At 68.6% G+C, this 24,146-nt stretch carries 27 protein-coding genes and 3 pseudogenes; 18 read left to right on the forward strand and 12 right to left on the reverse strand.

Going from position 1 to position 24,146, the window contains the following annotated elements; translation table 11 throughout:
- From AB0J12_RS36170 to AB0J12_RS36190, 5 genes are all read right to left on the reverse strand, one after another.
- Nucleotides 1-2,684: AAA family ATPase (locus tag AB0J12_RS36170; protein WP_363268949.1), on the reverse strand; the 2,684-nt coding region annotated here is incomplete at its 3' end.
- An 8-nt stretch (nt 2,685-2,692) separates the two neighbouring features.
- Nucleotides 2,693-3,709, reverse strand: a complete 1,017-nt coding sequence (locus tag AB0J12_RS36175; protein ID WP_363268950.1) for a hypothetical protein — start codon at nt 3,707-3,709, stop codon at nt 2,693-2,695.
- A gap of 7 nt (nt 3,710-3,716) precedes the next feature.
- Nucleotides 3,717-4,115 (reverse strand): hypothetical protein, encoded by a 399-nt coding sequence (locus AB0J12_RS36180; protein ID WP_363268951.1) that lies wholly within the window; start codon nt 4,113-4,115, stop codon nt 3,717-3,719.
- A 479-nt stretch (nt 4,116-4,594) separates the two neighbouring features.
- The gene (locus AB0J12_RS36185) at nt 4,595-5,002 is read right to left on the reverse strand and encodes a hypothetical protein (protein WP_363268952.1); all 408 of its coding nucleotides are present in this window, start codon (nt 5,000-5,002) and stop codon (nt 4,595-4,597) included.
- Between the two features lie 552 nt (nt 5,003-5,554).
- Entirely contained in the window at nt 5,555-5,668 is a 114-nt protein-coding gene (locus AB0J12_RS36190; RefSeq protein WP_363268953.1) for a DUF4259 domain-containing protein, read from the reverse strand.
- 370 nt (nt 5,669-6,038) lie between these two features.
- On the opposite strand from AB0J12_RS36190, the pseudogene AB0J12_RS36195 reads away from it, so the two are divergent.
- Nucleotides 6,039-6,134: pseudogene (locus AB0J12_RS36195) on the forward strand (fic family toxin-antitoxin system, toxin component); the annotation flags it as partial.
- Here the strand turns inward: AB0J12_RS36195 and AB0J12_RS36200 are convergent.
- From AB0J12_RS36200 to AB0J12_RS36210, 3 genes are read right to left on the reverse strand one after another with little or no spacing between them, the layout of a single operon-like run.
- Nucleotides 6,128-6,466 (reverse strand): hypothetical protein, encoded by a 339-nt coding sequence (locus tag AB0J12_RS36200; protein ID WP_363268982.1) that lies wholly within the window; start codon nt 6,464-6,466, stop codon nt 6,128-6,130. The pseudogene AB0J12_RS36195 and the gene AB0J12_RS36200 sit on opposite strands and share 7 nt — an antisense overlap.
- Complete coding sequence (locus AB0J12_RS36205) at nt 6,442-6,912, reverse strand: hypothetical protein (protein ID WP_363268954.1); 471 nt, start codon at nt 6,910-6,912, stop codon at nt 6,442-6,444. The genes AB0J12_RS36200 and AB0J12_RS36205 overlap by 25 nt, the downstream gene beginning before the upstream one ends.
- A gap of 20 nt (nt 6,913-6,932) precedes the next feature.
- Nucleotides 6,933-7,139, reverse strand: coding sequence for a hypothetical protein (locus AB0J12_RS36210; protein WP_363268955.1), 207 nt, complete (start codon nt 7,137-7,139; stop codon nt 6,933-6,935).
- Between the two features lie 226 nt (nt 7,140-7,365).
- Here AB0J12_RS36210 and AB0J12_RS36215 point away from each other — a divergent pair.
- The 5 genes and pseudogenes from AB0J12_RS36215 to AB0J12_RS36235 form a co-directional block, all read left to right on the forward strand.
- A pseudogene (locus AB0J12_RS36215) lies at nt 7,366-7,640 on the forward strand (transposase family protein); the annotation flags it as partial.
- A 164-nt stretch (nt 7,641-7,804) separates the two neighbouring features.
- Nucleotides 7,805-8,782 (forward strand): hypothetical protein, encoded by a 978-nt coding sequence (locus AB0J12_RS36220; protein WP_363268956.1) that lies wholly within the window; start codon nt 7,805-7,807, stop codon nt 8,780-8,782.
- 222 nt (nt 8,783-9,004) lie between these two features.
- A complete protein-coding gene (locus AB0J12_RS36225) occupies nt 9,005-9,160 on the forward strand; it encodes a hypothetical protein (RefSeq protein ID WP_363268957.1) in 156 nt (51 codons plus the stop codon).
- On the forward strand, nt 9,157-9,594 hold the full coding sequence (locus tag AB0J12_RS36230; protein WP_363268958.1) for a DUF6221 family protein: 438 nt from the start codon (nt 9,157-9,159) through the stop codon (nt 9,592-9,594). Before AB0J12_RS36225 ends, AB0J12_RS36230 begins: the two co-directional genes overlap by 4 nt.
- Nucleotides 9,591-10,763: a tyrosine-type recombinase/integrase gene (locus tag AB0J12_RS36235; protein WP_363268959.1), complete on the forward strand. Its 1,173-nt coding sequence runs from the start codon at nt 9,591-9,593 to the stop codon at nt 10,761-10,763. Before AB0J12_RS36230 ends, AB0J12_RS36235 begins: the two co-directional genes overlap by 4 nt.
- Before the next feature lie 11 nt (nt 10,764-10,774).
- On the opposite strand, the gene AB0J12_RS36240 is transcribed toward AB0J12_RS36235, so the two are convergent.
- Entirely contained in the window at nt 10,775-11,332 is a 558-nt protein-coding gene (locus tag AB0J12_RS36240; protein WP_363268960.1) for a GNAT family protein, read from the reverse strand.
- 10 nt (nt 11,333-11,342) lie between these two features.
- Nucleotides 11,343-12,689 (reverse strand): hypothetical protein, encoded by a 1,347-nt coding sequence (locus AB0J12_RS36245; RefSeq protein WP_363268961.1) that lies wholly within the window; start codon nt 12,687-12,689, stop codon nt 11,343-11,345.
- Nucleotides 12,690-13,193: 504 nt separating this feature from the next.
- On the opposite strand from AB0J12_RS36245, the gene AB0J12_RS36250 reads away from it, so the two are divergent.
- The 12 genes and pseudogenes from AB0J12_RS36250 to AB0J12_RS36305 all read left to right on the forward strand — a co-directional run.
- Nucleotides 13,194-13,610 (forward strand): ATP-binding protein, encoded by a 417-nt coding sequence (locus AB0J12_RS36250; protein ID WP_363268981.1) that lies wholly within the window; start codon nt 13,194-13,196, stop codon nt 13,608-13,610.
- Nucleotides 13,607-14,083 (forward strand): DUF6415 family natural product biosynthesis protein, encoded by a 477-nt coding sequence (locus tag AB0J12_RS36255; RefSeq protein WP_363268963.1) that lies wholly within the window; start codon nt 13,607-13,609, stop codon nt 14,081-14,083. Before AB0J12_RS36250 ends, AB0J12_RS36255 begins: the two co-directional genes overlap by 4 nt.
- Entirely contained in the window at nt 14,080-14,514 is a 435-nt protein-coding gene (locus tag AB0J12_RS36260; protein ID WP_363268965.1) for a DUF6302 family protein, read from the forward strand. The genes AB0J12_RS36255 and AB0J12_RS36260 overlap by 4 nt, the downstream gene beginning before the upstream one ends.
- Nucleotides 14,511-14,975, forward strand: coding sequence for a LuxR C-terminal-related transcriptional regulator (locus AB0J12_RS36265; RefSeq protein ID WP_363268966.1), 465 nt, complete (start codon nt 14,511-14,513; stop codon nt 14,973-14,975). Before AB0J12_RS36260 ends, AB0J12_RS36265 begins: the two co-directional genes overlap by 4 nt.
- On the forward strand, nt 14,963-15,409 hold the full coding sequence (locus tag AB0J12_RS36270) for a hypothetical protein (RefSeq protein WP_363268967.1): 447 nt from the start codon (nt 14,963-14,965) through the stop codon (nt 15,407-15,409). The genes AB0J12_RS36265 and AB0J12_RS36270 overlap by 13 nt, the downstream gene beginning before the upstream one ends.
- Before the next feature lie 23 nt (nt 15,410-15,432).
- On the forward strand, nt 15,433-16,671 hold the full coding sequence (gene fxlM, locus AB0J12_RS36275) for a methyltransferase, FxLD system (protein WP_363268968.1): 1,239 nt from the start codon (nt 15,433-15,435) through the stop codon (nt 16,669-16,671).
- Nucleotides 16,672-16,727: 56 nt separating this feature from the next.
- Nucleotides 16,728-16,919: an FxLD family lanthipeptide gene (locus AB0J12_RS36280; RefSeq protein WP_363268969.1), complete on the forward strand. Its 192-nt coding sequence runs from the start codon at nt 16,728-16,730 to the stop codon at nt 16,917-16,919.
- A gap of 89 nt (nt 16,920-17,008) precedes the next feature.
- The gene (locus AB0J12_RS36285) at nt 17,009-20,074 is read left to right on the forward strand and encodes a lantibiotic dehydratase (RefSeq protein WP_363268970.1); all 3,066 of its coding nucleotides are present in this window, start codon (nt 17,009-17,011) and stop codon (nt 20,072-20,074) included.
- Nucleotides 20,071-21,300, forward strand: a complete 1,230-nt coding sequence (locus tag AB0J12_RS36290; protein WP_363268972.1) for a lanthionine synthetase C family protein — start codon at nt 20,071-20,073, stop codon at nt 21,298-21,300. Before AB0J12_RS36285 ends, AB0J12_RS36290 begins: the two co-directional genes overlap by 4 nt.
- Nucleotides 21,282-22,286, forward strand: a complete 1,005-nt coding sequence (locus AB0J12_RS36295) for a thiopeptide-type bacteriocin biosynthesis protein (RefSeq protein ID WP_363268973.1) — start codon at nt 21,282-21,284, stop codon at nt 22,284-22,286. Before AB0J12_RS36290 ends, AB0J12_RS36295 begins: the two co-directional genes overlap by 19 nt.
- 179 nt (nt 22,287-22,465) lie before the next feature.
- Nucleotides 22,466-22,693, forward strand: coding sequence for a hypothetical protein (locus tag AB0J12_RS36300; RefSeq protein ID WP_363268974.1), 228 nt, complete (start codon nt 22,466-22,468; stop codon nt 22,691-22,693).
- A 67-nt stretch (nt 22,694-22,760) separates the two neighbouring features.
- Nucleotides 22,761-23,045, forward strand: a pseudogene (locus AB0J12_RS36305) (transposase); the annotation flags it as partial.
- Between the two features lie 179 nt (nt 23,046-23,224).
- On the opposite strand, the gene AB0J12_RS36310 reads toward AB0J12_RS36305, so the two are convergent.
- Nucleotides 23,225-23,425 (reverse strand): hypothetical protein, encoded by a 201-nt coding sequence (locus tag AB0J12_RS36310; protein ID WP_363268975.1) that lies wholly within the window; start codon nt 23,423-23,425, stop codon nt 23,225-23,227.
- Nucleotides 23,426-23,470: 45 nt separating this feature from the next.
- The gene (locus tag AB0J12_RS36315; protein WP_363268976.1) at nt 23,471-23,896 is read right to left on the reverse strand and encodes a hypothetical protein; all 426 of its coding nucleotides are present in this window, start codon (nt 23,894-23,896) and stop codon (nt 23,471-23,473) included.
- Between the last annotated feature and the right edge of the window lie 250 nt (nt 23,897-24,146).

The following is a 24,146-nucleotide window of genomic DNA, read 5'->3' on the forward strand; positions in this document are numbered from 1 at the left end:
GCCGCAGCGAACGCCGCCACCGCCCGCACCGCGCCGGCGTGGCCCATCAAGGGCTCCCCGACCGCAACACCAGCCAACGGATCCCACACCCGCACCACACGGTCGTCACCACCACTAACCAGCAGAGTACGGCCGTCGGCCGCAGCGAACGCCGCCACCGCCCGCACCGCGCCGGCGTGGCCCATCAAGGGCTCCCCGACCGCAACACCAGCCAACGGATCCCACACCCGCACCGAGCCGTTGCCGCCGATGGCCAGGAGGGTGCGTCCATCGGCTGTGACGAACGCTGCCGCCGCCCACACCGGGCGGCCATGGTCGACCTGAAGGGTCAGATGCACCGGCTTGATGGTCTTGAGCAACGCCCAGGAAAGGGACCATGTGGGAAGGGCGTCATCCGGCTCGGTTTGCGGTCGCCGGAAGGAGCCTGCGATGTGTGCGGTGGCGACCTCTCTGAGGCCCCTCCGATCACCGGGGCTGCTCGTGGCGGCCATGTGCTGCGAGGCTACTGCGCCGGCGACGGCGACGGGAAGAGTGAAGTGCCCGAAGGCGTGCGTCATGACCTGGCCGGTGATGTTGGCGATATCAAGGCGGTCCAGTACCCGGGTGTGTTGGGCGAGATGTTGCCAGGCAGGAAGTCGGCCTTTGGCCGCGTGGGCGGCGAGGTGTTGAACGACGTAAGAGTTGAGTTCACCGTGGCTCAGGCGACGTTCCGCGTTCATGGCCAGGGCTGAGGTGATCCGTTGGTGGAGCTGTTCGTGCTCCTGACCGCCCTGTGCGAAATGTTCGGTGAAGGTTCGGTGGGCGAGGCGATAGACGGACTGCTCGTTTTCGGTGTCGAGCATCAGGTAAGGCGCGGCGTCTGCTGCCAGGTCGCTGATCGCTGTGTCAACGATTGCGGTTTCCCGGGGAGCGATGGCCGCAGCGATGGTCGACCAGATCCCGTCACGGAGTGGAAGGCCGCGTCCTTGCGCGAGGGCCAGGGCATGAAGCAGCGGTCCGTAGGTGGGGTTGCGTGTTGAGAGCCGGTGGACTGCTCGGGCGAAGAGCTGTCTATGGCTGCTGTTGCGCAGCGGGGCCGGGTCTTGGAGGAGCCGTGGGTCGTGAATGATCTCGTGCACGGCAAGGCGTGCGTGCAGGAATTCGTGGCCGCTGCTGCCAAGGTCGGCTGCGGCCTGATCGATCTGCATGGGTACGGCCGGGAGCCTGCCGAGTTCAGCGGCCCGCTCCAGCCTGCGTCGGATGTAGCGCTCTTTTGCGTCCGGGTCGCGCTCGACGTTCACGGCTGTATGTGGGGGCGCGGTGGTTGTCCGGCTCGCGCCAAGTGCGTCGAGGAGGTCGGTGTCGTCGGGCTGCGGAAGGTCGGGACCTTCCCGGGTCGAGCGACGAGTACCCACTACAACACGCGTGTTGGGGATTTGAGCGAGGCGACGCAGGATCTGGTCGGCGATCAGGAGCGGAGTGTGTGCCTCGTCCAGCGCGTCGAGTAGTACGGTGAAGGGCCTTGCCTGCTGTTTAAGTTGGCTGATCAGCCAATCGATCCGTTCGTTCAACGAGAGCTCGCGCGGCATCCTCTGCAGCCCCGCCCCGAGGATCAGGCGCGTGATTAGGTCCTGGGCAGTGACGCCGGCTAGGTGGATGACAGCGTCGAAGGGTTTGCTGGGGCAGGGGATGTCGACGGGCAGCGAACTGAGATTGCCGCTGCGGCGCAAAATGTTGCGAAGCTCGGCGCGCGTGTGGAGCAGAATGTGTCCGAGGAGTGCGGATTTACCGGAGCCTGCGGCCCCGGTGACCAAGAGCAATCCCTCGGTGGCGGTGTCGAGCCAACGCAGGATGGTGTTACGTTCCGGTTCACGCCCCTCGAAGTACCAGGCTAGCTCGCCAAGTTCGGCACCGGTCGCTTTCGGAAGGAAGTGATTCTGCTCATCGGGTACGAGTTGGTCGATGACCAACTGGAGCTCAGACAGGACGTCGAGGGTGGTCGTGACCGTCCCGGCCGCCGCTGGAACAACCCTGTGCAGAACGGCCTGCCCCGTGTTCGTGTGGGGTATAACAGGGCAGCCGTGAAGGGCGCGGTTGAGCTCATCGCCCAGGGACCTCAAGTCGATGGCACTGTCCGCGGCGAACGTCGTGGCCAAGACGGTGTGCAGGGCGCGTCGAAAGACACCGAGGTTCGCGTTTCCGTCCTCGGAGGTGGCGACGAGCAGGAAATTGCGCGGCCCGTTGGGCATCAAGTGGGCGTAACCGCTGAGAAGCTGGACAAAGCGTCCCGACTTGCAGGCGTCGATGACGACGACGGCCCAAGTGTCCTCCAGGTCCGGACGGCTCTGCCGATCCCTCAAGTAGTCGAGGAAGTCCTGGGGCGAGATGCCGCTGTGGACGAGTGGGCGGGGGCTGCCGGCGTGCGCGAGTAGGGCTTTTTCGCCGTCGCTCTCCCCGTGGCCGACCCAGTACAGAAAGGTGTTGCCGGCGTCGGATGGCCGCGCCCATTCGCTCAGGCGCTGCTCAACGGCGTCGGCAGCTCGCTCATCCCCCGCCACCTGCCAGGGCCGGTGGCGGGCGGCGAAGGGAGCGAGTACGGCGGCAACTGCCTCGGCCTCTCTGGCCGCATCAAGACGCGGATGGTGCCGGTAGTCACCGATGTCCACGGGGAAGAATTCCAACGGCGGCGGGAACGTGGAGGGCATGGAGGACCTCAGTCGGCTTCCTCTGGCGCCACGGCCAGGACGAGTTGAGTAATGGCCGCATTGCCGCCGTTCTCCAGGACGACCCTGTAGAGGCCGCTGTCCGGGAGGGTGACCTGGGCAGCCAGTCCGCCGTCCCGGCCCAACAACCGCGGGCGCACAACCGCCCTTCCCGTAGCCGCATCCACCACAAGGCAGGTCACCCCTGCCGGCGACGCCGTACCGGTCACACGCAGGGTCCACGCGTCCCCGACTGGCACTCCGTCCTCAGGCAACGCCAAGCCCAGCTCGCCGTCGCCCATCACAGGACCGAGGTGCTCGTCGTGTTCGGTCAGGACCGCATGCACGTACCGGAGCGCCGAGTTGTGCTTGGCAAGGGCCCCATGCTGAATGGGGAGATACGTCGTGGAGGCGGGTGTACCGATGGACGCGGCATCGCGGTACACGGTCCCGTCACCTGCCCGGTCGAATCGCTCCGGTACACCATCGACGTCCAGCTTGAGCCCGCCCCCGGCACCCGCCCGGAACGTCTCGTACTGCGCGTGAACGATGCCACTCTTGATACGCAGGCTCTGCACCGTGGGCTGGGCCACGCCGACCACGGCCCGGTGACCCGGCAACGCGAGGCCGGCGTCACGCATCCGCGTCCGAAACTCCTCGGAACGAGCCGCGAGTTCCTTGTTGCCGCCGATCGCCCCGACCGTCTCGGGCGAAAGCCGCGTAACCTCCAGCCCTTCATCGACGCATCGGTAATCGGGAAGCAAATCGTGCACGCCTGGCAAGGTCGCCGCCAGGGCCTGCATCCGCCGTGTTGGCAGCACCTGCCCCGGGCGGGCACGATCACCGTTGAGGATGACCGCGGCCTTGGCCGCCCCGAAGAACGGCGTACCCAACGTGATAACCGCACGCGTGTCGGAGACCAGGTCGCTCTCGTGGACGAGGGCCGCACGAACAACCAGACCACCCATGGAATGCGCGACGAAGACCAAGCGCGGCCCGCGATCCTCACACAGTGCCCGCAGTTCCACGCATTCCTCAACGGGGGTGTTGTTGGCTGCAGCGGCGCGTAAGCATCTGCAGCAGTGGTGTACCAGGGTTGCGCTCGACCGGCAGGCGCCAGTCATAGGGGAAGGCAAGCACCGCTTCCGGCGCCGCCACGGCCCCCGTCACGGTCCGGAGCAGGCTCGAGTAGGGTTCGGCGCCTTGCAGGAAAGGAGCCCACGCGGGCACGGACAACAGACGGGTGGCACGAACACGACCACCATCACCCTCCATCTCTTCCGGCGTGGCCTGCAGATGATCCAGGCCGTCGCCTCGCCGCCAGGCCCGCTCCAGCAGCCGAACACTCATTCCCCACAACAGGTCACCGGTCTTGGCATCGCGCAGCTCACTGCCCATGATCCCGGGCACGACGACGACCGCGTCCTGCGTCACATCCGGCTTCGCCGAAGGCTGCGGGCGCCATACGCGCTGGGCTTCTGACCGTGTGCCGCCGCTCCCCCAAGTCCCCATGTCCAACGACGATATCGGCCATGCGCGCAACAGGAGGGCGAACGTAGCCGGCGCTAACCTCACGACTTCATGAAGCGGGCTGTCCGGCAGGCGGTGACAGGCGCCCACGAACGGCTCACCCTCCTGCCGACCCCTCATTGAACGGCAACTTCCCCACCCCTACGAACACCAGCTCAGTCCAAGGCAGTGGAACCCGGCGCCCACCCGAGGCGACACCCGGGCCAGCGGCCTCCCCTTCACCGGCCACCGAATATGAAACGGCCCACCGACTCCGTCGACGGACCGTCATGAAAGATCGAGGCTAACGAGCGGTCCCTGATGGGCTCGCACCAACCGGCCACGCCGTACAGACCCACCGCGCCGCAGGGCCCAGCGCGGTTCGCCCGCAGTTCCGCGTCGCCTCACGGCTGCTCGGGGAAAGGCGCGATCAGAAATCCAGCACCCCTGCGAGCGTGCGGAACCACCAGCGGCACAGGCGAGAGCGTCACGTGCGCCAGCGCAGTCGAGTGTGCGGGGAGACCACCAATGCCCCGACGCCGGACTCGCGGGATCCCTATGCCCAGTTCACCCAGGATTTCGCAGGCGTCTTTGGGCGCCTGAGCGCCGACGCCGCCAGCGGCTTCGACACCGTCGGCATCGTGTCCAAGGTCATCGACAATCTTCTCCCGGCTTCCCAGGACGTCGAGCCCAACGACATCTCCCGACAAGGCCGTGTACATCCGAGAGATCACCCAGCCGCACGGCACCCCGTCCACACTCCTCAGCTGTGACATCCAGCCCCACCGGCAGAACCGCACGACCTGGGGCACGGCGCCGGACACCTTCCCGTGCCCTCGCAAGACCACGGGGTCACCGACCGACTGACGCACCCTGGACGTCAGTGGGCGCTGAGCAAGCCTTCACGCAGGTGGGCGAAGGGAGCCATCGGATTCTCATGAGCAAAGGAGTACAGCCCGATAGATAACGGGTAGTTCCCATGTCGCGCACTGCACCTTGGACATGCGACGAGCGTCGTCACGGCGCCCCCGCTCTGACGCTCGAGAATGGTGAACACAAGTAGCTGTTAGACGCGAGGCCACGTCGGGATCACGCCGACGGGGCCCGCCCCCACGTCTAACTGCGCTCTAACGCCGCTATCACCGACTGTGCGGACTCCACCGGACCGAACGGCGCTGAGCTGGCATTATGTGCCCGGAGTGGGCTAGTGCGGACGCACCTGGACACCTTCTACAACCTGTGCCATGTGGTACCGCTGCCCACTCGCTAGCACCACGTACCACTCATCAAGATCCGGACCAGGTGCGGACCGAATCAGCCTGGCACTCGACGTTTCCACTCTTTGTCGCAGGTCAGGAGCGAGGTCAGGCGTGTACCACCAGCAGACGAAGAACCTGCTGGTGGGTAAGTCCCTCAAGTTCATCGACGAAGTCTGCGGCGAGGTCGCTGTCGAACGGCCCGGTTCCCCACGTTCCCATGGATGCCTCCTGATACGGCTGCCCTGGACGAAGGCATGGTTCCAGGAGCCACTGACATCGGTCACGGGGCGAGAAGGACCCGCTTGCAGAGCAGTGTGAAGCCGACCCGACCGAACACGCGATGACGGCGTCTCGGTCTCGATCGATGCCGGCCGCGAGCGTGTGGAGGCTGGCCAAGTCGTCTTGGCGGACGGCGTCGGTGCAGGGTGACCAGGGCGTGACTCATGTGGACGACTGCGCGGCGCCACGGCCGCCCGCTGATCTCATCGCGAGGGGACGGCGGCGCGGCCGACCCCGGTGCGGAGCAACGTCCGGCAGAGCTCCGGGCGCGGCGTGATCTTGAGGAGCAGCAGGAGCGGGGTCACGCCGCGTGACCCAGAACGATCCGCTGCACCCGCTCGACGTGGCCTTCCTCCTGCACGCAGCCGAGCTGCTGCCCGGTGACCCCCAGGCGGACGACTACGGGAGAACGCGCTGTCGCTGGGTGGTGCGTTCCCACAGTTCGGTGTCCGCCGAGGTGGCGGCGCGGATGGCGGCCCGCAAGCGGGCTTCGAGGTCGTCGTTGCCGTGTACGTGTTCGTCCCAGCCGTCCTGAAGCAGTCTCTGGGCGATGCGGTCGGGCCGTCTGTCGGGAGCGAGGTAGCGGCCCAGGTGCTTGACGAGGATGTCGTCGGGGCCCCGGTGGACGCTGGCGTGGCGGGCCTGGAGGGCCGCGGTGAACATCGAACGAGGGGCGTACCCGCGCCATCCCCAGGCGTGGGGGCCGACGGGTGTCATTCCCAGGTGGCGCTGCAGCATGCCGATCGCGGTGAAGGCGTCCAGTTGGGCGGGCTGAGGTGCTGGACGAGGGCGCGCAGCGCGGTGCTGGAGCGGCGGGCGCGGTGGGCGGGTCCGTCCCCTCCGATCAGCAGCGTGATAGGGCCGATCTTGCCCTCTCCGATGTGCCGGAGCGTGCCCTGGGGCACCGGCTGCGGACGGTGGGGCGGCAGACGGTCCAGCGCCTGGGCGGTGCGCAAGGTCCAGACGGCCCAGGACTTCGAGCGCCAGGCGGGCACCGGGCCGACGGGGGTGCGGCAGTGGTCGTGGACCAGGCGGCCGAAGGGGTCGCGGCCGCATCCGGTGCCGTCCAGGCTCCCCCACGGCCAGACGGAGTAGACGCGAGGCGGCTGGCGGCGGGCGCACAGGCTCTGGGCGACGTCGGTCAGGGCGCGCAGCAGGTCTCCTCCCCCGTCGGTGAGGAGCATGAGATCGCCCAGGACGGGGCCTAGGCCGTAGGGGAAGAGCGCTGCGCGCGCAGACGGGCCCGCCGTGTCAGGCCGGCCGCCCGGATCAAGGTGGCCGTGTGCTGCTCGTAGCCGGACAGCGCGCACGCGGCGGCCAGTTGGGCGGTGTCGGGGCGCGGAGTGCCGTCCAGCCAGCGACGCGGATCCGGAGACCGCGGCGCCGGGCGGCCGGCCGGCAGCGCGGGCACGTACGGCCCAGGCCGGACGCCGGCCCTGCAACCCACTCGCAGTCCTCCAGCGGACCGGACTCCGGGCCCGCGACCGGGCTGAGGGGGGTGTTCACGGGCGCTCCAGCAGGTGCTCTTCCTGCGTAGTCTTCGCCGACTGTTGCCGGTGCGAAGGGCGAGCCACGGCGCAGCACTGCGCGTGCGTCGAAGGTGGTGCATCTCCGAGCGCCGCAGCGCGTGGGCATGTCTGGCCGAGCACTGCGAGGGTGTGACCGTGCTCGGCGACGGCGCCTACATCAGCACCGGCCTGATCGTCCGCATCGCAAACGCCCTGGACGACCGCGGTTGAAGGGCGAGGAAGAGGACAACGCCGCCCACCGCAAAGTCCGTGCAGGCGTTGAGCACGTCTTCTCCCGGATGAAGAGCTACAAGATCCTTCGCGACTGCCGGCAGCGCTGCGACGGCCTCCACCACGCGGTCCAGGCTGTGGCCCGCATGCACAACCTCGCCCTCGTCGGGTGACTGCCAAGCTCAGCCGCCCGCTTCAGGCTGCTTGGCTACGGCCTTGTGCAACGCCCTTTAGTTAGGGTGACCTTGGCGGTTATTCAGCCTCGAATAGCCGCCACCTACTAGAGGGGGCAGACGATGGACGGACTGACGCACGACGGAGCATGCGAGGGCCGCCGGTGAGCGACACCGAGCAGCAGCCGGAAGACTTCCATTTCCCGGCCCTCACCAACGGGCTCGACTACCTGGCGAGCGCCGTCGACTCCCTGTCCGGCGAGAACGGCCAGCCGAAGCCGCGAGACCTGAAGTACGGAGTCCTCCACCTTCAAGCCGCGGTCGAGACACTGCTGAAGGCCCGTCTGGAGATGCACGACCCCGCACTCGTGTGGTGGACGATCAAGGACTACGACGAGCGCAAGCACGAGGCCGGCGACTTCAAGAGCTGCGGCGTGCCCGGTGCCCTCAAGCGCCTGAGTGACACCGTCAAGATCGAGAGCGTCATCGACCCGGAGGAAGCCAGCCTCACGGAGCTGGCCAACCTGCGTAACCGCCTGACGCACTTCGGGTGGAAGGACACGGTCGTCGCCGTCCAGGCCCGAACGATTCCCGTCCTCGACCTGCTGGTCGGCTTCATCAACACGGACATCCTGCCCCACGTCGATCAAGCCGAGGAGGCGCTATCGGCAGAACGGCAGATGGAGCAGATCCGGGCCGGCTTCAAGCACCTCACAGACTTCGTCGCGCACCGCATGGAGGCCCTGCAAGGCGAGTTGGCGCGCCGCGAGCACACAACGGCAGCATGCCGGTCCTGCCGTCAGTTCGCTGTTGTGCTCGACGGCGGAGCGAACGACCTCACCTGTCTCCTGTGCGGCAGGCAGTACGGAACGGGTGAGGATGCGGCTTGGGAGTTCATCGGGTCCTGCCGGCACGTAAGCATTCAGGACGGAGGTGGCGACCTCAACGCCTGTGGCAGTTGTGGCTCGAACGCTGTGATCGCTACGCCCACGGCTCACTCCCCCGAACGAGACACATGGATCTGCTTTGCTTGTGGCGCGACCTTCGAGGGGATCTGCGAGTTCTGTGACCAGGCTGCGGACCTGGTGGCGGACATGGACATGTGCCGCGATTGCTACGCGAGCCGGCTCGCCAAGTTCTAGGGCCAGTGCGACCAAGCAAGCACAGGTGAAGGGGAAACGTGAACGACAGATTGGGCGGGTACAGCCCGAAGGGAAGCCGTCCGGAGCCGACCGAGGCGCCGGCCACCGGGTCACCCATCGCTGTCCCCACGGGCGCGGACGCCTACGTTGAGATGAGCCCCAAGATCACGGCGATGCACGGTTTCGTGAAGGCCCGCGGTGCCGAGCAGGTCGCCACGCTGGATGTTCTGGGAGTCCGTCGGGTACGCGCTCGGTGCGGCGGAGGAGTGCATCCGTCATCACGACATCGTCGGCGCCGTGCGGAAGTCGGACTGGTTCCGCGCCGAGGCGGAGCGCTGGAAGGACCACCCCCACTACCCCACCGAGGCCGCACGGTGACCGAGCAGCGACTGAAGCGACCGAACGTCGGCGGAGACGTGACGCCGGAGACGTGGGCGGACTTCTTGGAGGCCCGCACCAAGGAGGAGTTGGAGGCCGCCAACACTCTCGGTCCTCACGGATGGTGGGAGCTGACGGAGCCCGGCGCACGCCGCTTCGACGTGCAGGGGCTCGGCGGCCGGGTGTTCGCACCGATCCTCACCGGCTCCGGCCACTTCCTGGACCAGGCGGCCGCCATGCACATCGTGCGCAACCAGCCCCAGCGGACGAGTGACGACTTGTTGGTCAAGCTCATGCTCGCCAACCTCCTGAAGGAGAAGGCGCAGCTCAACGACTCCGTTGTAAGCGCGTTGCTGATGCTCGTTCAGCAGTTCTGCGCGCCGTTCATCGACCACCCCGACCACCCCGAGTACGTTCCCCAGGAGGAGCCGTGACGACGGAGCTGGAGCCGGTCTACGACGCGGAACTTGTCCCTCTGGACGAGGAGCGGCAGCCCCCCGCGCCTGCGCGATACACGATCACCCAGCACGGCATCCTGGCCCCGGGACAGCTGCCGCCCCCGGGCGAGGAGCCATGGACCGATGCCGACTTCCATATCTCTGACGAGGACATGGAGGAGCTGGCCAAGCCGGACCTTGCCGAGAACACGCTGTACAACCGAGAGCGGACCGTGGCGGCGTTCGTGACGTGGTGCGCAAAGGAGGGGCGGGTCCCGTGGCCGTGCACCACGGAGACGTACACCGCCTACGGCCTCCACCTGATCCGGCGCGGCAAGAGGGAAGAGTTCGCGCCCGACACCGTGCGTCAGTACATGAGCCGGATCTACAACTGGCAGCCGGAGAAGAGGCGCCCCGACCCGGCCCGGGCCCGCGGCAAGATCCGAGTGTGGCGCAGGGAGTGGAAGGCGGCCGGCGGCGAGGTAAACCGGTCAGCCGCGCTCACGATGTCGTACTTGCTCAAGTGCCTGGAACAGTGCGACGAAAGCACCCACATCGGCATCCGGGACGCCTTCGCGCTCGCCCTCGCCTACCACAACCTGCACCGGCGCAGCGAGCTGACCGACCTGCTGGCGACGCACCTGCGGATCATGAACTCGGGTCTGATGGTCACCACGGCCACGTCGAAGACGGACACGGATTCCCAGGGCGCGACCGAGTTCCTCGCCGACCGGCCGGACACGCAGCTCGTGCGCCGGGCGCGGGCCTGGATGGACGTGCGTAAGAAGATCGGCGCTGACGGTCCTTACCGGCCGGTCTTCGTGGCGCTCACGGTCAAGGGAAACCTCGCTTCCCGCAAGCTGGCCACGAAACGCGGGGAGAAGATGAAACCGGGGGCGATCAACGACCGCGTGCAGCTACTCGCCGACAAGGCCGGCATCCCCTACATCGCTGGGAAGAAGGTCACCGCGCACTCTCTGCGGGCGGGGCCGAACACGGACATGAAGGCCAGGGGGGTGCCCCTGGCGGCGCGGAACCGTCGCGGGCGGTGGGCGCCCGACTCGCGGACCGCGGACACCGTGTACGACCGGCCGGAGATCGACCCGCTGGAAGACCCTCTCGCAAAGGTGCCTGTGGGCGGCCGCAAGTCACCCGGAGCAGCGTAGGCCCTGGCGTCTCACGCCTCTGTTGCTGCACGCCATTCTCGGTCGAGGATGGCGTGCACTACAGAATCCCGCCATTCACCAGCTTTTAGGACATGTTCACGGATGGTGCCCTCTTCCACCATGCCGACGGCCGTCATTGTCCTGGCGGATGCTTCGTTTCTCGGGGACCTGGCGCCCCAGATCCGGTGGAGGTGCAAGTCGTCGAAGCCGACGCTGAGCAGGAGCCGCAGCAGCTCAACGCCGTAGCCGACTCCCCACGCATCCGGGCGCAGCGCGAAGCCTATGGTGGCCCCGCGCTGCTGGTGAGGGTCAAGGGCCAAGCGGCCGAATCCGACAAGCTCGGCGCTCTCTCGCTCGATGACGGCGAGTGCGTACTCCGTGCGCGGTGTCTCGATGGCCGCCGCGATGGATCGGGCAACGATCTGACCAACCTGCTTGCCGCTACGGGGCTCGAACGACAGATGCTCCGTCGCCTCCGGGCTGCCGTAGATCGCGAGCACCGCAGTCACGTCTTCACACTCCAGCTCGCGGAGGGCGAGGCGGGCGCTGGAACGGTTGATCGGATACATGCCCCGGACTCTACCCGTGCGGCAGAGCGGGTCGGCCGGTCGGGAATGCCTCGATCTCCGCACGCAAGTCACGAGCGAGGACAGCAGTCCGGGCGGGGCTGGTGGTCAGTGCGTTCCTCACACGCATCGCGGATACGACGATGCCGTTATTGCGGTGGGAAGAGGGCAGGTCGAGGACCGGGCGGATCGCGTCGGCCGCGCCGTCGATATCCCCACCGAAGAGACGGACGAGGGCCAGGTCGCACTGCGCGCCGGCGAGGTCGCCGAACGCCCAGTTCGACGCGGTCGGATCGCTGAATCCGGCGACGGCGTTCTCTGCCATCGAGGCGACCTCTCCGTCGCTCTGGCCCAGAAGCGCGCGCGACTCCACGTCGTAGTAGAGCTGCTTCTCCGGGGCGTAGACGAAGAGGCCGCCGAGCTGGTCGAGATCGTCGGGGACCGCCTGCTCACGCCTGTCCGCGGCTTCCCGGTTGGCAGTGCGGACGGTCTCCTCGTCCCCGAGGACGGCGGCGGCTCGCGCCTTGAGGCCGAGCAGCCACAGGCCCACGGTGCCACGGAGGTTCGCCGCCGTTGCCGCGCCCTGGTTGGCGTAGTGGTAGGCGTCGGCCGGCCTGTCTGCCCAGTACGCGATGAGCGACTTGAGTCCGTCGGTGAGGGCGATGAGGCCCGGGTGTTCTGCGTCCCTGGCGCAGGCCGCTGCGACGCGGGTCATCGTCATGGCTTCGTGGGGTACTTCCATGTCGTTGAAGCCCTTGGCGACCAGGAACGACAGCACAGCGGCTTTGACGTTGAGGTCACGGAGCTGGGACGGGCGGACCCGGCCCCCCTCCAGCAAGCGGAACACCTGATCTTGGGTTTCCAGGAGGTCGGGCCAGATGGCCGACAGGGGCACGCGGGGGTACTCGATGACGAGGCGCTGAACCTCGTCATCGAGCAGACCGAGCGTGTCTTCGCCCACCCGCTCGCGGTCCGCCCCAAGAAGGAAGTCTTTCGCGCGTCGAACTGCCATCGCGCCCGTCCTTTTCATCTCGTTCAGATCCATACCGGAATCGGCATGGGGTTCAGCCGGAGACGTGCCGGCCAGTGGAACGAAGTGCGGCTCGGTGTCGTCGGGGACGTCGGTCCACAGCTGGTCGATGCTGTGTCCCAACATCTCCACGATGACCGGGCGGAAGGCCCTCTGAGGTTTGCGCCCCTCGTACAACCAACCCTCGACGGTCTTGGGAGCTGGTTCCGCGTCCTTCAGGCCGAGACGCTGGGCAACCTTCCGATACTCGGGAAGGAAGTCCTCAGGACTCCGTATGCCGCGCGCTTGAAGAGTGCGTCGGAAGAACAACACGGCTGCCTCCCAGGCCATCCGCCTAGCACGTCAGTAGTCCGACGGTAGAGCGCTGTCCCCGTCAATCTGCCCTCTATAGACGGTACTTAGCGACTCCGAGGTAAGTCCGAGGAAAGTCCGAGGTGGTCCGTCAACTTGCCTTGTCAGGCCGAGGTGGGTCTAGGGGTAGATCCGTCTGCACGCGGTTGCAACGCTCGTGTCACCCCTCGCTGAGAGTGCACGACCGAGCACAGGAAACAGGGAGTCCCCCGTGAACCCGCGAACGCAGCAGTGCACCGTCTCGGAAGCTGGAGCTGTAGCGCCGACGGCAGAGGTGTCCGAGGCTGACGAGTTCGACCTGATGAGCGCCAAGGCGGCCCATACGTCCTTACAGCCGGAACCCTCCGGCGCATCGGTGGAGGCGGCGTGACTACGACACAGCTGTCTCGCCGCCAGCGCGAGGCGCAGAGTTCGGTTCCCGCTCTAGCGCCCACGGCCACTCAGCCGCCCAGAGGAGCCCGCCGTGAGCCGTCGGCCGGCCTGATGGAAGCCGCCTTCGAGATCACCCGACGCCGTCCCGGGGAGAAGGTGGCCGAGCAAGACGCTCGCCGCGTAGGAGCCATGCGGCGCATCGCTCGGGCCTTCCTCGCCTACCACCGCCTGCCTGGCATGGCCTGCCCGGTGATGCTCATCGTCTCCGAGCTGGTCACCAACGCCATCACGCACAGCGGCGGCAGCGAGGTCGCGTGCACCATGCAGATCCAAGACGACCTGCTGTACTTCGCCGTCCGCAGCGACGTGGCCACCGTCCCCTCCCGCGCGAAGGCCGGCGACGACGACGAGCACGGCCGCGGCCTGGAGCTCGTGGACCTCACGGTCAGCGGTCTCGGCGGCACGTGGGGCATCGGCAACGACGGCACCGTATGGTGCCTGCTCCCCGCGAAGGGGGCAGCGCAGTGACCTCCCTCGCCCTCCCCCGCGGCGCCGAAGCCGTGCTCGGATGGAATCACCCCGCGGCGCCTGCACAGCCTGTACAGCAGCAGGCTCTTGAGCAGACCCTCGCCAAGCTCCGCGCCTGGACCCCGTACGACGGTGACGTCTGGCTGGACGACGTGGCGGATGCCCTGGACGACGTGCCGCCGGCCGAGGAAGACATCGAGGAACTGGCGCAGCGCCTGCGGGGCTATCTGATGCAGTTCGTCAGCATCGCCGTCAGCCGAGAGGCCGAGCAGCGGCACCAGCGCGCCGGCAGGCTGATCGCGCGGGCCCGGCAGGTACGCGAGCAGGAGATGCCAGGCGACTACCGGCAGGCGACCACGCATCTGCGATGCATGGGCTGGACCGTGAACGAGTTGCTGGAAGTGCTGGTCGAGATCGGCGCCGTGAAGGAGCCCGACTCGCTGCGGCATCCGCTTCGGGCGGTGAGCGCGTGACCGCCTCCACTGCCGTCCCGCTCAGGCCGACCCTGCTGCCGCCGCAGTGCGCCGTGGACTACGAGTTCTTGCGCACCCGGCTCGCCGACCCGACCGTGCTCACCCAGAGCGTGGCCGTCCAGGTGTACCGGGTGCCACTCATCGCCGTCGCGGTCGGAGGCCCGCGCCACGGCGGTTACCTCCCCGTCGACCTGGTCACCATCGCCGTGGCGATCCGCGACCTCCTGTCTGGCCAGCCCGGGTTTCCCGACGTGCGAGTGGGCTGGTCCCCCTACCGGGACAGCAGCCACGTCGTGGAGTGGGGCGGCCGGCCCCCTCCCAGCGACGACGTGGAACGCGGCCTGTTCTACGGCTACCGCCCCGACGCCATCGCCGCATTCGTTCGGCAGCGCTCATCTCATCCCGCCCGCCAAGGAGCAGTACACACATGACCACGACGATCACGAAGGTCGTCCTCGCGCCCCGAGAACGGCAGATTCTGGAGGGCCTGGCCAACGGCAGCACGCTTGCCGACGTGGCGCAGAGGCTTGTGATCCGCGAGGGTACGGCGGCCGGCTACCTGAAGGTGGCGAAGCGCAAGTTGCACGGCATGGGTGAGACGCCGGCCGCGGTCGCCGTCGCGTACGCCACCCGCGCCATTGAGGAACCCGAGCCGCGTGATCCGGGCGGCCTGGACCTGCCGGCGGAACAGCGTGATCTCGTTCCACTGATCGCGCAGGGAATGTCTGGTATCCAGATGGCGGCCGAGTTGAAGAGGCCGGTGGAAATCGTCCGGCGTGACGCTCGCGCCCTCATGGCCGCCTTGGGCGCCCGGAACCCCACGCACGTCGTCACGCGCGCGTGGCAGTACAGGCTCCTCACCGCTGACCAGGTGGGCGCGTGGTTGAGGTGATCTCCGGCTCCGCTGTCCCGGACAAGGTCGTGATCACAGCGCTCATCGACACGGTCCTCGGCTGGGGCAAGCCGGGAGCGGAACTTCCGGACACCGGCGTGGCTTTGGACGTGATTAACCAGTTCAGCGCGTATGGACGAGTCCTCGCCGACGACCTGCGTGCCCACAGCGGCTCTCTGCCGATCCTCGGCGAAGCCGACCGGCGTCTTGGCGCTGCTCTCCCGGCCGTCACCCCGGTGGCGGCAGCCGGCCGCGCAATGAACCTCGCCCGTCTCATTCAAGCCCTGCGCAGGGCCACCAGCCAGGTCCATGCTGAGCAACTCCGTACCGCACAGCACGCGATCACGATGCCTCCCGCTGGGCGAGCCGACGAGAGCGGGCAGCAGCCGCCGATAGCCTCCGGGCCCACCGGGACGTTACTGACCGCCCCCTGACCCTGAACTACCGAAGGGATCTCATGACCAATTCGACCATCGACCCGGACGAGGCGACCCGCCTTCGGAACAAGGTGGTGGATGAGCTGTGCGCGGACGGCAACATCTCCTCCCCGGAGATCGAAGCCGTGATGCGCAAGGTGCCCCGGCACGAGTTCACCCCCACCGACACGCCGCTGGACAAGGCGTACGACACGTACGCCGCCGTGATCACCAAGACGGACGAGCATGGTGTGCAGCTCAGCTCCGTCTCCGCGCCGCAGATCCAGGCCATGATGCTGGAGCAGGCCCAGGTGAAGCCCGGGATGCGGGTCCTGGAGATCGGCTCGGGTGGCCTGAACGCGGCCTACCTTGCCGAACTCGTCGGTGAGGACGGTGAAGTCGTCACCGTGGACATCGACCCCCTCGTCACCGACCGCGCGCGCCGGCTCCTGAACGAGCACGGCTACGACCAGGTGCGCGTCGTCACGGCCGACGCCGCCGAGCCCATCCCGGACCTCGGTGAGGTCGACGTCGTGATGGTGACCGCCGGTGCCTGGGACGTCTCTCCGGCGTGGACTTCGCAGCTCAAGCAGGGCGGCCGGCTCGTCGTCCCGCTGCGGATGCGCGGCCTGACCCGGTCGGTCGCCTTCATCCAGGTCGCTGGTGAGCACGGCCCCTACCTGGAGAGCGAGTCGGCGCGGATCTGCGGCTTCGTCCCGATGCAGGGCGCGAACGCCCACCGGGAAGAACTCCTCCTCGTCAACGGCACCCCGGAGATCGGGCTCAAGTTCGATGACGGTCTGCCGGCCGACCCGCACCGGCTCGACAACGCCGTCACGTTCCTGCGCCACGAGCTGTGGACCGGGGTCACCGTCGGCATCCAGGAACTCATCGACACCCTCCAGATGGCGATGGCGATCAGCCTGCCGGGCTTCTGCACGATGGCCGTCGATGAGAACTCGGACTCGGGCCTGGTCGCTCCCGTGAACAAGCGGTTCGCCCTCGCGGCCGTCGAGGACGACTCCTTCGCCTACCTCGTCACCCGCCGCACGGGGGACAACAAGCACGTCGAGTACGGCGTGCACGCCCTCGGCCCGCACGCCGCGCAGCTCGCCGACAAGATCGCCGACGTGTTGCGCGACTGGGAAGCCAACCGGCGCGGCGGCCCCAGCCCGATCATCCGGGTCTATCCGGCCCACACCCCCGACGTCCAGATCCAGGCGGACCGGGTCATCGACAAGGTGCACAGCCGGATCTCACTCTCCTGGCCCTCGGCATAGCCGCCGACCGCCAGGCAGTCCCGCACCACCGTTACGGAAGGAAGGGAACCACCATCATGACCATCGCCACCCTGGCCCCGCACGCCACCACCGCGGACCCGGACGACGACTTCGCGCCCCTGGACGTGAAGGTCGTCATCGCCGAGCACCCGCACGGCAAGCTCATGTGCTCCACCGGCGACGGCTGCGGCACGACCTGCGCGACGGGCTCGTCCGCCTGCAACTCCTTCGTGGAGGACCCGGCCTGATCTAGGCCATCTGGTGGGCCGGGCGTAGCGCTACGCCCGGCCCACCAGCCATCCGCTCTCTCCCGCGCGCCGCCACAAGGAAGGGACCCATGGCTACCCGAGCAGTCGCCCACTACGAATGGCAGGGCGTCGCGATGCTGCGCGCCACGACCCACCCCGGGCCGGCAGACATACCCCGCACACTCAACCTGGACGACATGGCCGTCACCCGGGGCTGGCTGAGCCGCATCTGGCAGCGCGAGGAAGTGCGCAGCGCACTGGAGGTGGCCAGCCCCGTCCTGTCCGACGCCATCGAGGCCGCCGTCCAGGGACGGCAGGCCGAACCCCGTCACCTTCGCCGCACCGCTCTGTCCGCGGCCTCCTACCTCCTGCGGTGGCAGCACCGTCCAACCCCACACGGCCTGTTCGCCGGGGTTGCCTTTGTCACCGTCGGGCCCCGGGCGAGCGTGCGATGGCGCGACAAACCCCGCACTACCGTCCGACCGGACGCCGAGTGGGTCACTGACGTAGTCGTACGCCTCCAGCGCGCCCCCGAGCTGCTGAAGCGGTTACCGCTCGTCGCCAACAACGCCGCCTATGCCCGGGGGGACCGGCTCGTGGCGCCCGGACCTCCCGCTGACGGCCACGCGCTTCTCCTGGCCCCGGTCGAGATATCCATCCGCAACACCCGGCCGGTGGCCGCCGCGATGGACGCGGCCAGCACCCCCATCCCGTACGGCGATCTCCACGCCCACCTCCGTGAACGCTTCCGGCAGGCCACCGCGGAGAAGATCGACGCTCTCCTTGCTGGTCTGATCGAGCAGCAGTTCCTCATCAGCAGCCTGTGGGCGCCAATGACGACCGTGGACGCCTTCCAGCACCTCTGCCGTGAACTGGAGCGGTATCAGTCGGACACCGTGGCGGAGGTGCGGGACTTGTCCCGTGCGCTGAAGAGGGTCAGCGAAGAGGTGTCTTCCCACCAGCCGACGCTCTCCGAAACCAGCGTCCGCGGCGTCACCGCGGTGATGCGCGCCATCGCCCCTGTCACCCCCACCCCCCTGCTCATCGACACTGCTCTCGACTGCGATGTGCAGATTCCGCAAGCCGTGATCAACGAAGTGCAAGCCGCCGTGACCGTGCTGTACAGGACCACTCCGCAGCCCTACGGCTATCAGCACTGGCGTGACTACCACCGTCGCTTCCGGGCCCGCTACGGCGTCGGAGCCCTGGTGCCGGTGCTGGACCTGATCTCCGACAGCGGCCTCGGTCTTCCCGCCGGGTACCTTGGCTCCGAACGCGGCACCGCCCCGAAGCTGCTCACCGACAGAGACGAGCTGCTTCTCGTCCTCGTTCAGCAAGTCCTCCTGGACGGCCGCAACGAACTGCGCCTGACGGATGCCACGATCGACGCCCTGGAGCAGGCCGCCGGAAGTGACGATCGGCTGTTCGTGCCCCGCTTGGAAGCCGCCTTCGAGATTCACGCACCCAGCACGACGGCTCTGGCCCGCGGCACCTTCGACGTCCTGCTCACAGCGGCACCACGCCCCGGCAGCAGCATGGCCGGCCGGTTCGCCCACGCCCTGCCGCCCGACGAACAGGACACGCTTGCCGCCACCTACCACGGCGCCCCGGACGCACTCCCCACGCAGCTCGTTTTTCCGCCGCGCCGCCGCCGCAACGAAAACGTCACCCGAACACCTCAACTCCTGCCCCATGTCATCGAACTGTCCGGACACAGAGAGCCGGACGAGACAACGATCCCGCTCGCCGACATCGCCGTCACCGCGGACCCGCGCAGCTTCCACCTCGTGCAGCTCTCCACCGGCCGGCACATCGACGTGCGGGTCCTGCACGCTCTGGAAGGCGGGACGCAGACCCCGCCACTGGCCCGGTTCCTCGCCGAAGTGGCCAACGGGCGGTTCGCCGCCTACAAGCCGTTCGACTTCGGCGCCGGCTCCCGGCTCCCGTTCCTCCCCCGGTTGCGCTACCGCCGCACGATCCTCACGCAGGCCCGATGGTTGCTGATGGCCGACGACCTGCCCGGCCGCAGAGCCTCGACCGAGGAGTGGGAGAGCGCCTTCACCGCCTGGCGTGACCGGCTGCGGGTCCCGATGCAGGTCGCCATCATCGAATACGACCAGCGCCTCCCCCTCGACCTGTCCCACCCGGTCCACCTCCGGGCGCTGCGCGCCCACCTCGACAACGCCCGGCGCCTGGAGCTGCGCGAGGTCCCCGACGCGGACGCCCACGGCTGGATCGGGCGGGCGCACGAGATCTGGCTCTCCCTGGGCCGCTTGGAGCCGGACACCGCCGATGTGCCCCGGCCGCGCCCCGCCACCGCGCCGGCCCCCGGGCGGCATCTTCCGGGCGCCGGTGATGTTCTGCTCGCGCAGCTCCATGCACACCCTCGCCGGTACGACGAGATCCTGAGCCGCCACCTGCCCAGCCTCCTCACCGCGTTCGGCGATGCCCCGCCACTTTGGTGGTTCACCCGGCACCGGGAGATGGCCCGCCCGGACGCCGATCAGCACCTCGACCTCACTCTGCACCTATCGCCGGACGCATACGGGGCCGCCGCCCAGCACGTCCGCAGGTGGGCGAACAGCCTGCACGGGACCGGTCTGGCGGCCGGGCTAGTACTGGCCCCCTACCAGCCGCAGACCGGGCGCTTCGGCGGCGAGGCCGCCATGGACGCCGCGCACCAGGTGTTCGCCGCGGACTCCGCCGCCGCCCTCGCACAGATCCAGCTCACCGAGCGCACCGACGCCCTCGCCCCGCAGGCCCTCGCCGCGGCCAGCGCCCTGCACCTCGTCACCCCCCTGGCGCCGGACACCGCGGCGGCCGAAGAGTGGATGGTGCGCAACCTCCCCCAGGGCACGGGGCGGCTGAACCGGTCCCTGCGCAGCCAGGTGCTCGAACTCGCCGCACCGAACGGCGCCTCCGTGCTCGCGGCCCTCCCCGGCGGCACTGCCGTCACCGAGGCATGGCGGGCCCGCGCCGCCGCCGTGGACACCTACCGGAACACCTTGGCCAGCCAGCGTGATCCGCTCGACGTCGCCCGGTCGCTCCTGCACCAACACCACGTCCGGGCCCTGGGCGTCGACCCGCGCGCCGAGGAGACCACGATCCGGCTCGTACGGACCGCGGCCCTCCAGCACCGGATGGCAGCCCGATGACCGCGCCGGCCGTCACCACCGCGGCGCTCCTGGAGCAGTACACCGCCCACCTCGCACAACCTGCTCCCCCGCCTCCGGACGAGCCTTGGGCGGTGCAGTCCCTCGCCGACGGCGCCGCCGGAATCAGCCTCCTGCACATCGACACGGTCAGCCGTTACGGCGGCTCATGGCGGACCGCCCACCGATGGATCACCGCCGCAGCGGCCGGGCACATCAGCGCGGCCGACACCACAGGGCTGTTCCTCGGCGCCCCGGCCCTCGGCTTCGTCCTCACCGCCGTCCCGCCGGCCTTCCAGCACCTGTACGAACCGGCGCGCCGGACCCTGCACCAGCACATCACCGACCTGACCCACCGCCGCGTGGACGCCGCACTCACCCGCATCCGCAAGGGCGACCTACCCACGTTCGCCGAGTACGACCTGTTCTACGGCCTCACGGGCATCGGCGCGTACTTCCTGCGCACCGATCCCGAAGGGCTCCCCCTGGAACGAGTCCTGAAGTACCTCGTTGCCCTGACCCGCCCCCTCGCCCCCGGCGGCCGCGGCCTGCCGGCCTGGTGGGTCCGCCACGACCCGGCCCGCGGTGAATCCCCCCACTTCCCGGGCGGACACGGCAACTTCGGCGCCGCCCACGGCATCACCGGCCCGCTCCTCCTGCTGGCCCAGGCCATGCGCCGCGGCATCACCGTCAGCGGCCACCGCGAAGCCATCTGGAGCATCTGCGAACACCTCGACGCCTGGTGCCAGCTCAGCCCCTCCGGCCCCTGGTGGCCCGAGCACATCTCGCGCCGCGACCTCGACCTCGGGCGTCCGCACCACGGCGCTCCCACCCGGCCGAGCTGGTGCTACGGCACCACGGGCATCGCACGCGCCGGGCAACTCGCCGGGCTCGCCCTACGCGCCCCCGACGTCCAGGCGTTCTACGAGGACGCCCTGTACTGCGCCCTGACCGACCCCGAACAGCTCACCCACGTCACCGACTCCGGCCTGTGCCACGGCTGGGCAGGCATCTACCAGACCGCCACCCGCGCCGCCGCCGATGCTCTTGACCCCCGCCTTCAGACCCTCCCGAAGGGCCTCGGCGACACCCTCGCAGCGAACGCCCAGCCCGGCCATGCCGGGCCCGGCCTGATCAACGGCGACGCCGGCACCGCGCTCGCCCTGACCACCCACGCCTCACAGCAGGCCCCGATCACCGGATGGGATGCATGTCTCTTGATCAACTGACCGTGACGGAGCCGAGCACGATCCAGCGCGCGGTCGCCGCCGCCCTCACCGGCCTGCCGATCCCCGACGTCGCGGCCCAGCACGGGATGAAACAGACGACCCTGTCCGACGCCCTGGCCGTCTACGACCAAGGCGGCCGGGAGGCCCTGAACCGGCGCGCCTCCACAGTCGACTGGTGGCAGGTGTACCTCCACTTCACCGACTGGACGAAAGCAGACGAGACCTTCACCGCGCACGTCCTGCCCCTCCTACAGGAGGCAGAAGCCGCGGGCCTCATCGGCGGTTGGTGGTACACCCGGAAGCATCCCTGCTGGCGCCTGCGTCTCCGCGTCCGGCCGGGGATCGGCGCCCAGCTTGGCGCCGCGGAGGGCTTGGACCGACTTGGCTTGCACCGCCTTGTGGCCGACGAGCACCTCGTGCGCTGGTGGCCCGGGATCTACGAGCCTGAAACCGCAGCGTTCGGGGGCGCGGCCAGCATGACGGCCGCGCACGCCCTGTTCGTCACGGACAGTCAAGAGGCGCCACAACTCAAGCAGCGCGGGGACCTGACCGTGGGACCGCGTGAGCTGTCCGTCTTCCTCTGCACGACCATGATGCGCGCCGCCGGCCTGGAATGGTACGAGCAGGGCGACGTCTGGCATCGCGTCATCACGGAAGAGCACCGCTCGGCCGTCAGCGACGTCCCAGCAGACCGGCTCGACGCCCGCGCCCAGGAGATCCGGCCTCTGCTCTTCGCCGACAGCGACGTCCTGCTGCGACCCGGCGGACTGCTGGAACCCGTCGCCGAATGGGCTACCGCCTTCCGAGACGCAGGCCACGCCCTCGGCCGCGCCGTACAGGACGGGACACTCGACCGCGGGCTGAGGGCGGTCCTCAGCTACCACGTGATCTTCCACTGGAACCGACTCGGCCTGTCCATGCGCGGACAGAGCGTGCTCGCCTGGGCATGCAGGAAAGCGATCCTGCACAAGGAGAGCGGGGGATAGATCGCAGCAGACTGTAACGCCTGGCGCGGTGACTCCGCCCATACAGGCGGCCAGGCATGGACGCTCGGCCACGATCTGATGTATCGCCGCCGGGAGGACCGTGACTGTGCCGACCTCTGTACTGGACCAGACGGAACAGCTCTTCTTCGAGCCGTTTCTGGAACTTGTTCTCCGCCCCCTTGGAAGAGAACGAGCCGCCGGCCTCCGCCGAGGAACTGGAGCAGTCCTGCGCTCACGTATGGATCGTGGCAGCCGAGATCAAGGTCGAGAAGCGCATCGCAAAGTTCGCCGACCACCGCGGTAGCTTCACCACCATTGCCGGCACTCTCGTGGACGCCCTGGAGGTCTACTGCCGGAACTGCCGCCGGCCGTACGAGACGTATCGAAAGACGACTGCAAGGCGCTGATCGACAACCGGCACCTGATCGGCGGCGACCAGTCCCAGCGCGCCAAGCGCGTCACCCCCACGAGGGCATGGGGCGGGGTGAACTGACGGATGCGGAGTGGGAACGGCTGCGGCCGTTCCTGCCGGTGACCAGTGGGCGTTGTGGCCGGTGGCGGGATCACCGGCAGATGATCGACGGGATACTGCACCGGGTGCGGACCGGGGTGCACTGGCGGGATCTTCCCGAGCGTTTCGGACCCTGGAAGACCGTCTATGAACGCCACCGGCTGTGGTCGGCCGACGGCACGTGGGAGCGTCTGCTGCACCAGGTCCAGGCCGCTGCCGATGCCGCGGGCGAGATCGACTGGGACATCTCGGTGGCTCCACTGCTGGGTGGCGTGGCCACGCGCGGGGCGCTGTGAGTGACGCGGCGCGTCTGGGGCCTACCTGTCCGCGTCAGTCGTGGGCTGACGCGGCACTCAGCCGGGCACCGTCACAGCGCGGCAAATAAGGGGCGGCACCAGTCAGGACAACGACGGTCGTCCTGACGAGGTCACGGCGCGGCGGCCGGCCTGCCACGTCCCGGTTCGGGTGCGGCGTGAGGAAGCCCCGAGCTGGGGGCACTTTGCGGTGCTGGCAGGCGCATCGTCTGTGCCAGGTGGCGGTGTATGCGGTCGGCTTCACCGCGTACCTGGGCGGGGACGTCGCCGTGCTCGGCGATGAGGCAGCTGTAGATGGGGGTGTCCTGGAACACGGCGGACCTGCTCATTTCGTCGGGGTGGGGCGCACGTCGAGGGGGTCAGAGCTGCGGGTCGAGACCGAACTGGTTCATCACGTCGGTGAACAGCTCCTGTGCGGTCTCGTGCAGGGCTTCGGCCTCGTCGAGCGGGGTCAGTGTGACGGTGACGGGCTGGATCCGGCGTGGGTGGTGGGCGTGGTTGGGAACGTCGGTGAAGCCGCCGAAACCGGTAACGACCGGGACCAGGGCGGGCGGCGGCGTCATGGGAGAGAGGGTGACAGCGGTGAGCGTCGCGGTCAGCTGCAGCGCGCTGTCCACCCGCAGCCGACGGGCCAGTTCCCAGGCGGTGGTGCACAGGTCGCGGCAGCAGGCGCCGATGAAGTCCTGGGATACCGCGACGCCCGCGGCGGGTATGGCGTGGGTGGCCAAGTGGCGTGCGGCGTGCCAGGAGACGTTGGCGGCCAGCAGCTCGGTCCCGCGTGACACGGTCTGGCTTCCCTCCGTGGTAGCCCCATGTGGTTGTCGGAGGGGAGGCGGCATCCCAACCATGTTGGGAAGGACTGGCGAATCACTGGTCGACCCGGCACAAATGTGATCGACTTAACTCTCAGCCAAGGCTAGGGGGACGCTGGGTGTCGGATGCGTTGGTTGACCAGTTGGCCGAGTTGCTGCGAGATCGCGGTGCGATGGACTCGGAGGCCCTGTTGCGCGCTGCACGCGAGTTCTGGCCAGGGGT

The sequence above is a fragment of the Streptomyces sp. NPDC049915 genome, from assembly GCF_040656475.1.
In the GTDB taxonomy this organism is placed as follows: domain Bacteria; phylum Actinomycetota; class Actinomycetes; order Streptomycetales; family Streptomycetaceae; genus Streptomyces.

Coding starts and splice junctions, on each gene's coding strand:
- AB0J12_RS36190 (WP_363268953.1), bottom strand. CDS start 5,668: ATGGGAACGTGGGGAACCGGGCCGTTCGACAGCGACCTCGCCGCAGAC.
- AB0J12_RS36200 (WP_363268982.1), bottom strand. CDS start 6,466: ATGCTGCAGCGCCACCTGGGAATGACACCCGTCGGCCCCCACGCCTGG.
- AB0J12_RS36205 (WP_363268954.1), bottom strand. CDS start 6,912: ATGCTCCTCACCGACGGGGGAGGAGACCTGCTGCGCGCCCTGACCGAC.
- AB0J12_RS36225 (WP_363268957.1), top strand. CDS start 9,005: ATGTTCTGGGAGTCCGTCGGGTACGCGCTCGGTGCGGCGGAGGAGTGC.
- AB0J12_RS36240 (WP_363268960.1), bottom strand. CDS start 11,332: ATGTATCCGATCAACCGTTCCAGCGCCCGCCTCGCCCTCCGCGAGCTG.
- AB0J12_RS36245 (WP_363268961.1), bottom strand. CDS start 12,689: ATGGCCTGGGAGGCAGCCGTGTTGTTCTTCCGACGCACTCTTCAAGCG.
- AB0J12_RS36250 (WP_363268981.1), top strand. CDS start 13,194: ATGGAAGCCGCCTTCGAGATCACCCGACGCCGTCCCGGGGAGAAGGTG.
- AB0J12_RS36265 (WP_363268966.1), top strand. CDS start 14,511: ATGACCACGACGATCACGAAGGTCGTCCTCGCGCCCCGAGAACGGCAG.
- fxlM (WP_363268968.1), top strand. CDS start 15,433: ATGACCAATTCGACCATCGACCCGGACGAGGCGACCCGCCTTCGGAAC.
- AB0J12_RS36280 (WP_363268969.1), top strand. CDS start 16,728: ATGACCATCGCCACCCTGGCCCCGCACGCCACCACCGCGGACCCGGAC.
- AB0J12_RS36285 (WP_363268970.1), top strand. CDS start 17,009: ATGGCTACCCGAGCAGTCGCCCACTACGAATGGCAGGGCGTCGCGATG.
- AB0J12_RS36290 (WP_363268972.1), top strand. CDS start 20,071: ATGACCGCGCCGGCCGTCACCACCGCGGCGCTCCTGGAGCAGTACACC.
- AB0J12_RS36295 (WP_363268973.1), top strand. CDS start 21,282: ATGTCTCTTGATCAACTGACCGTGACGGAGCCGAGCACGATCCAGCGC.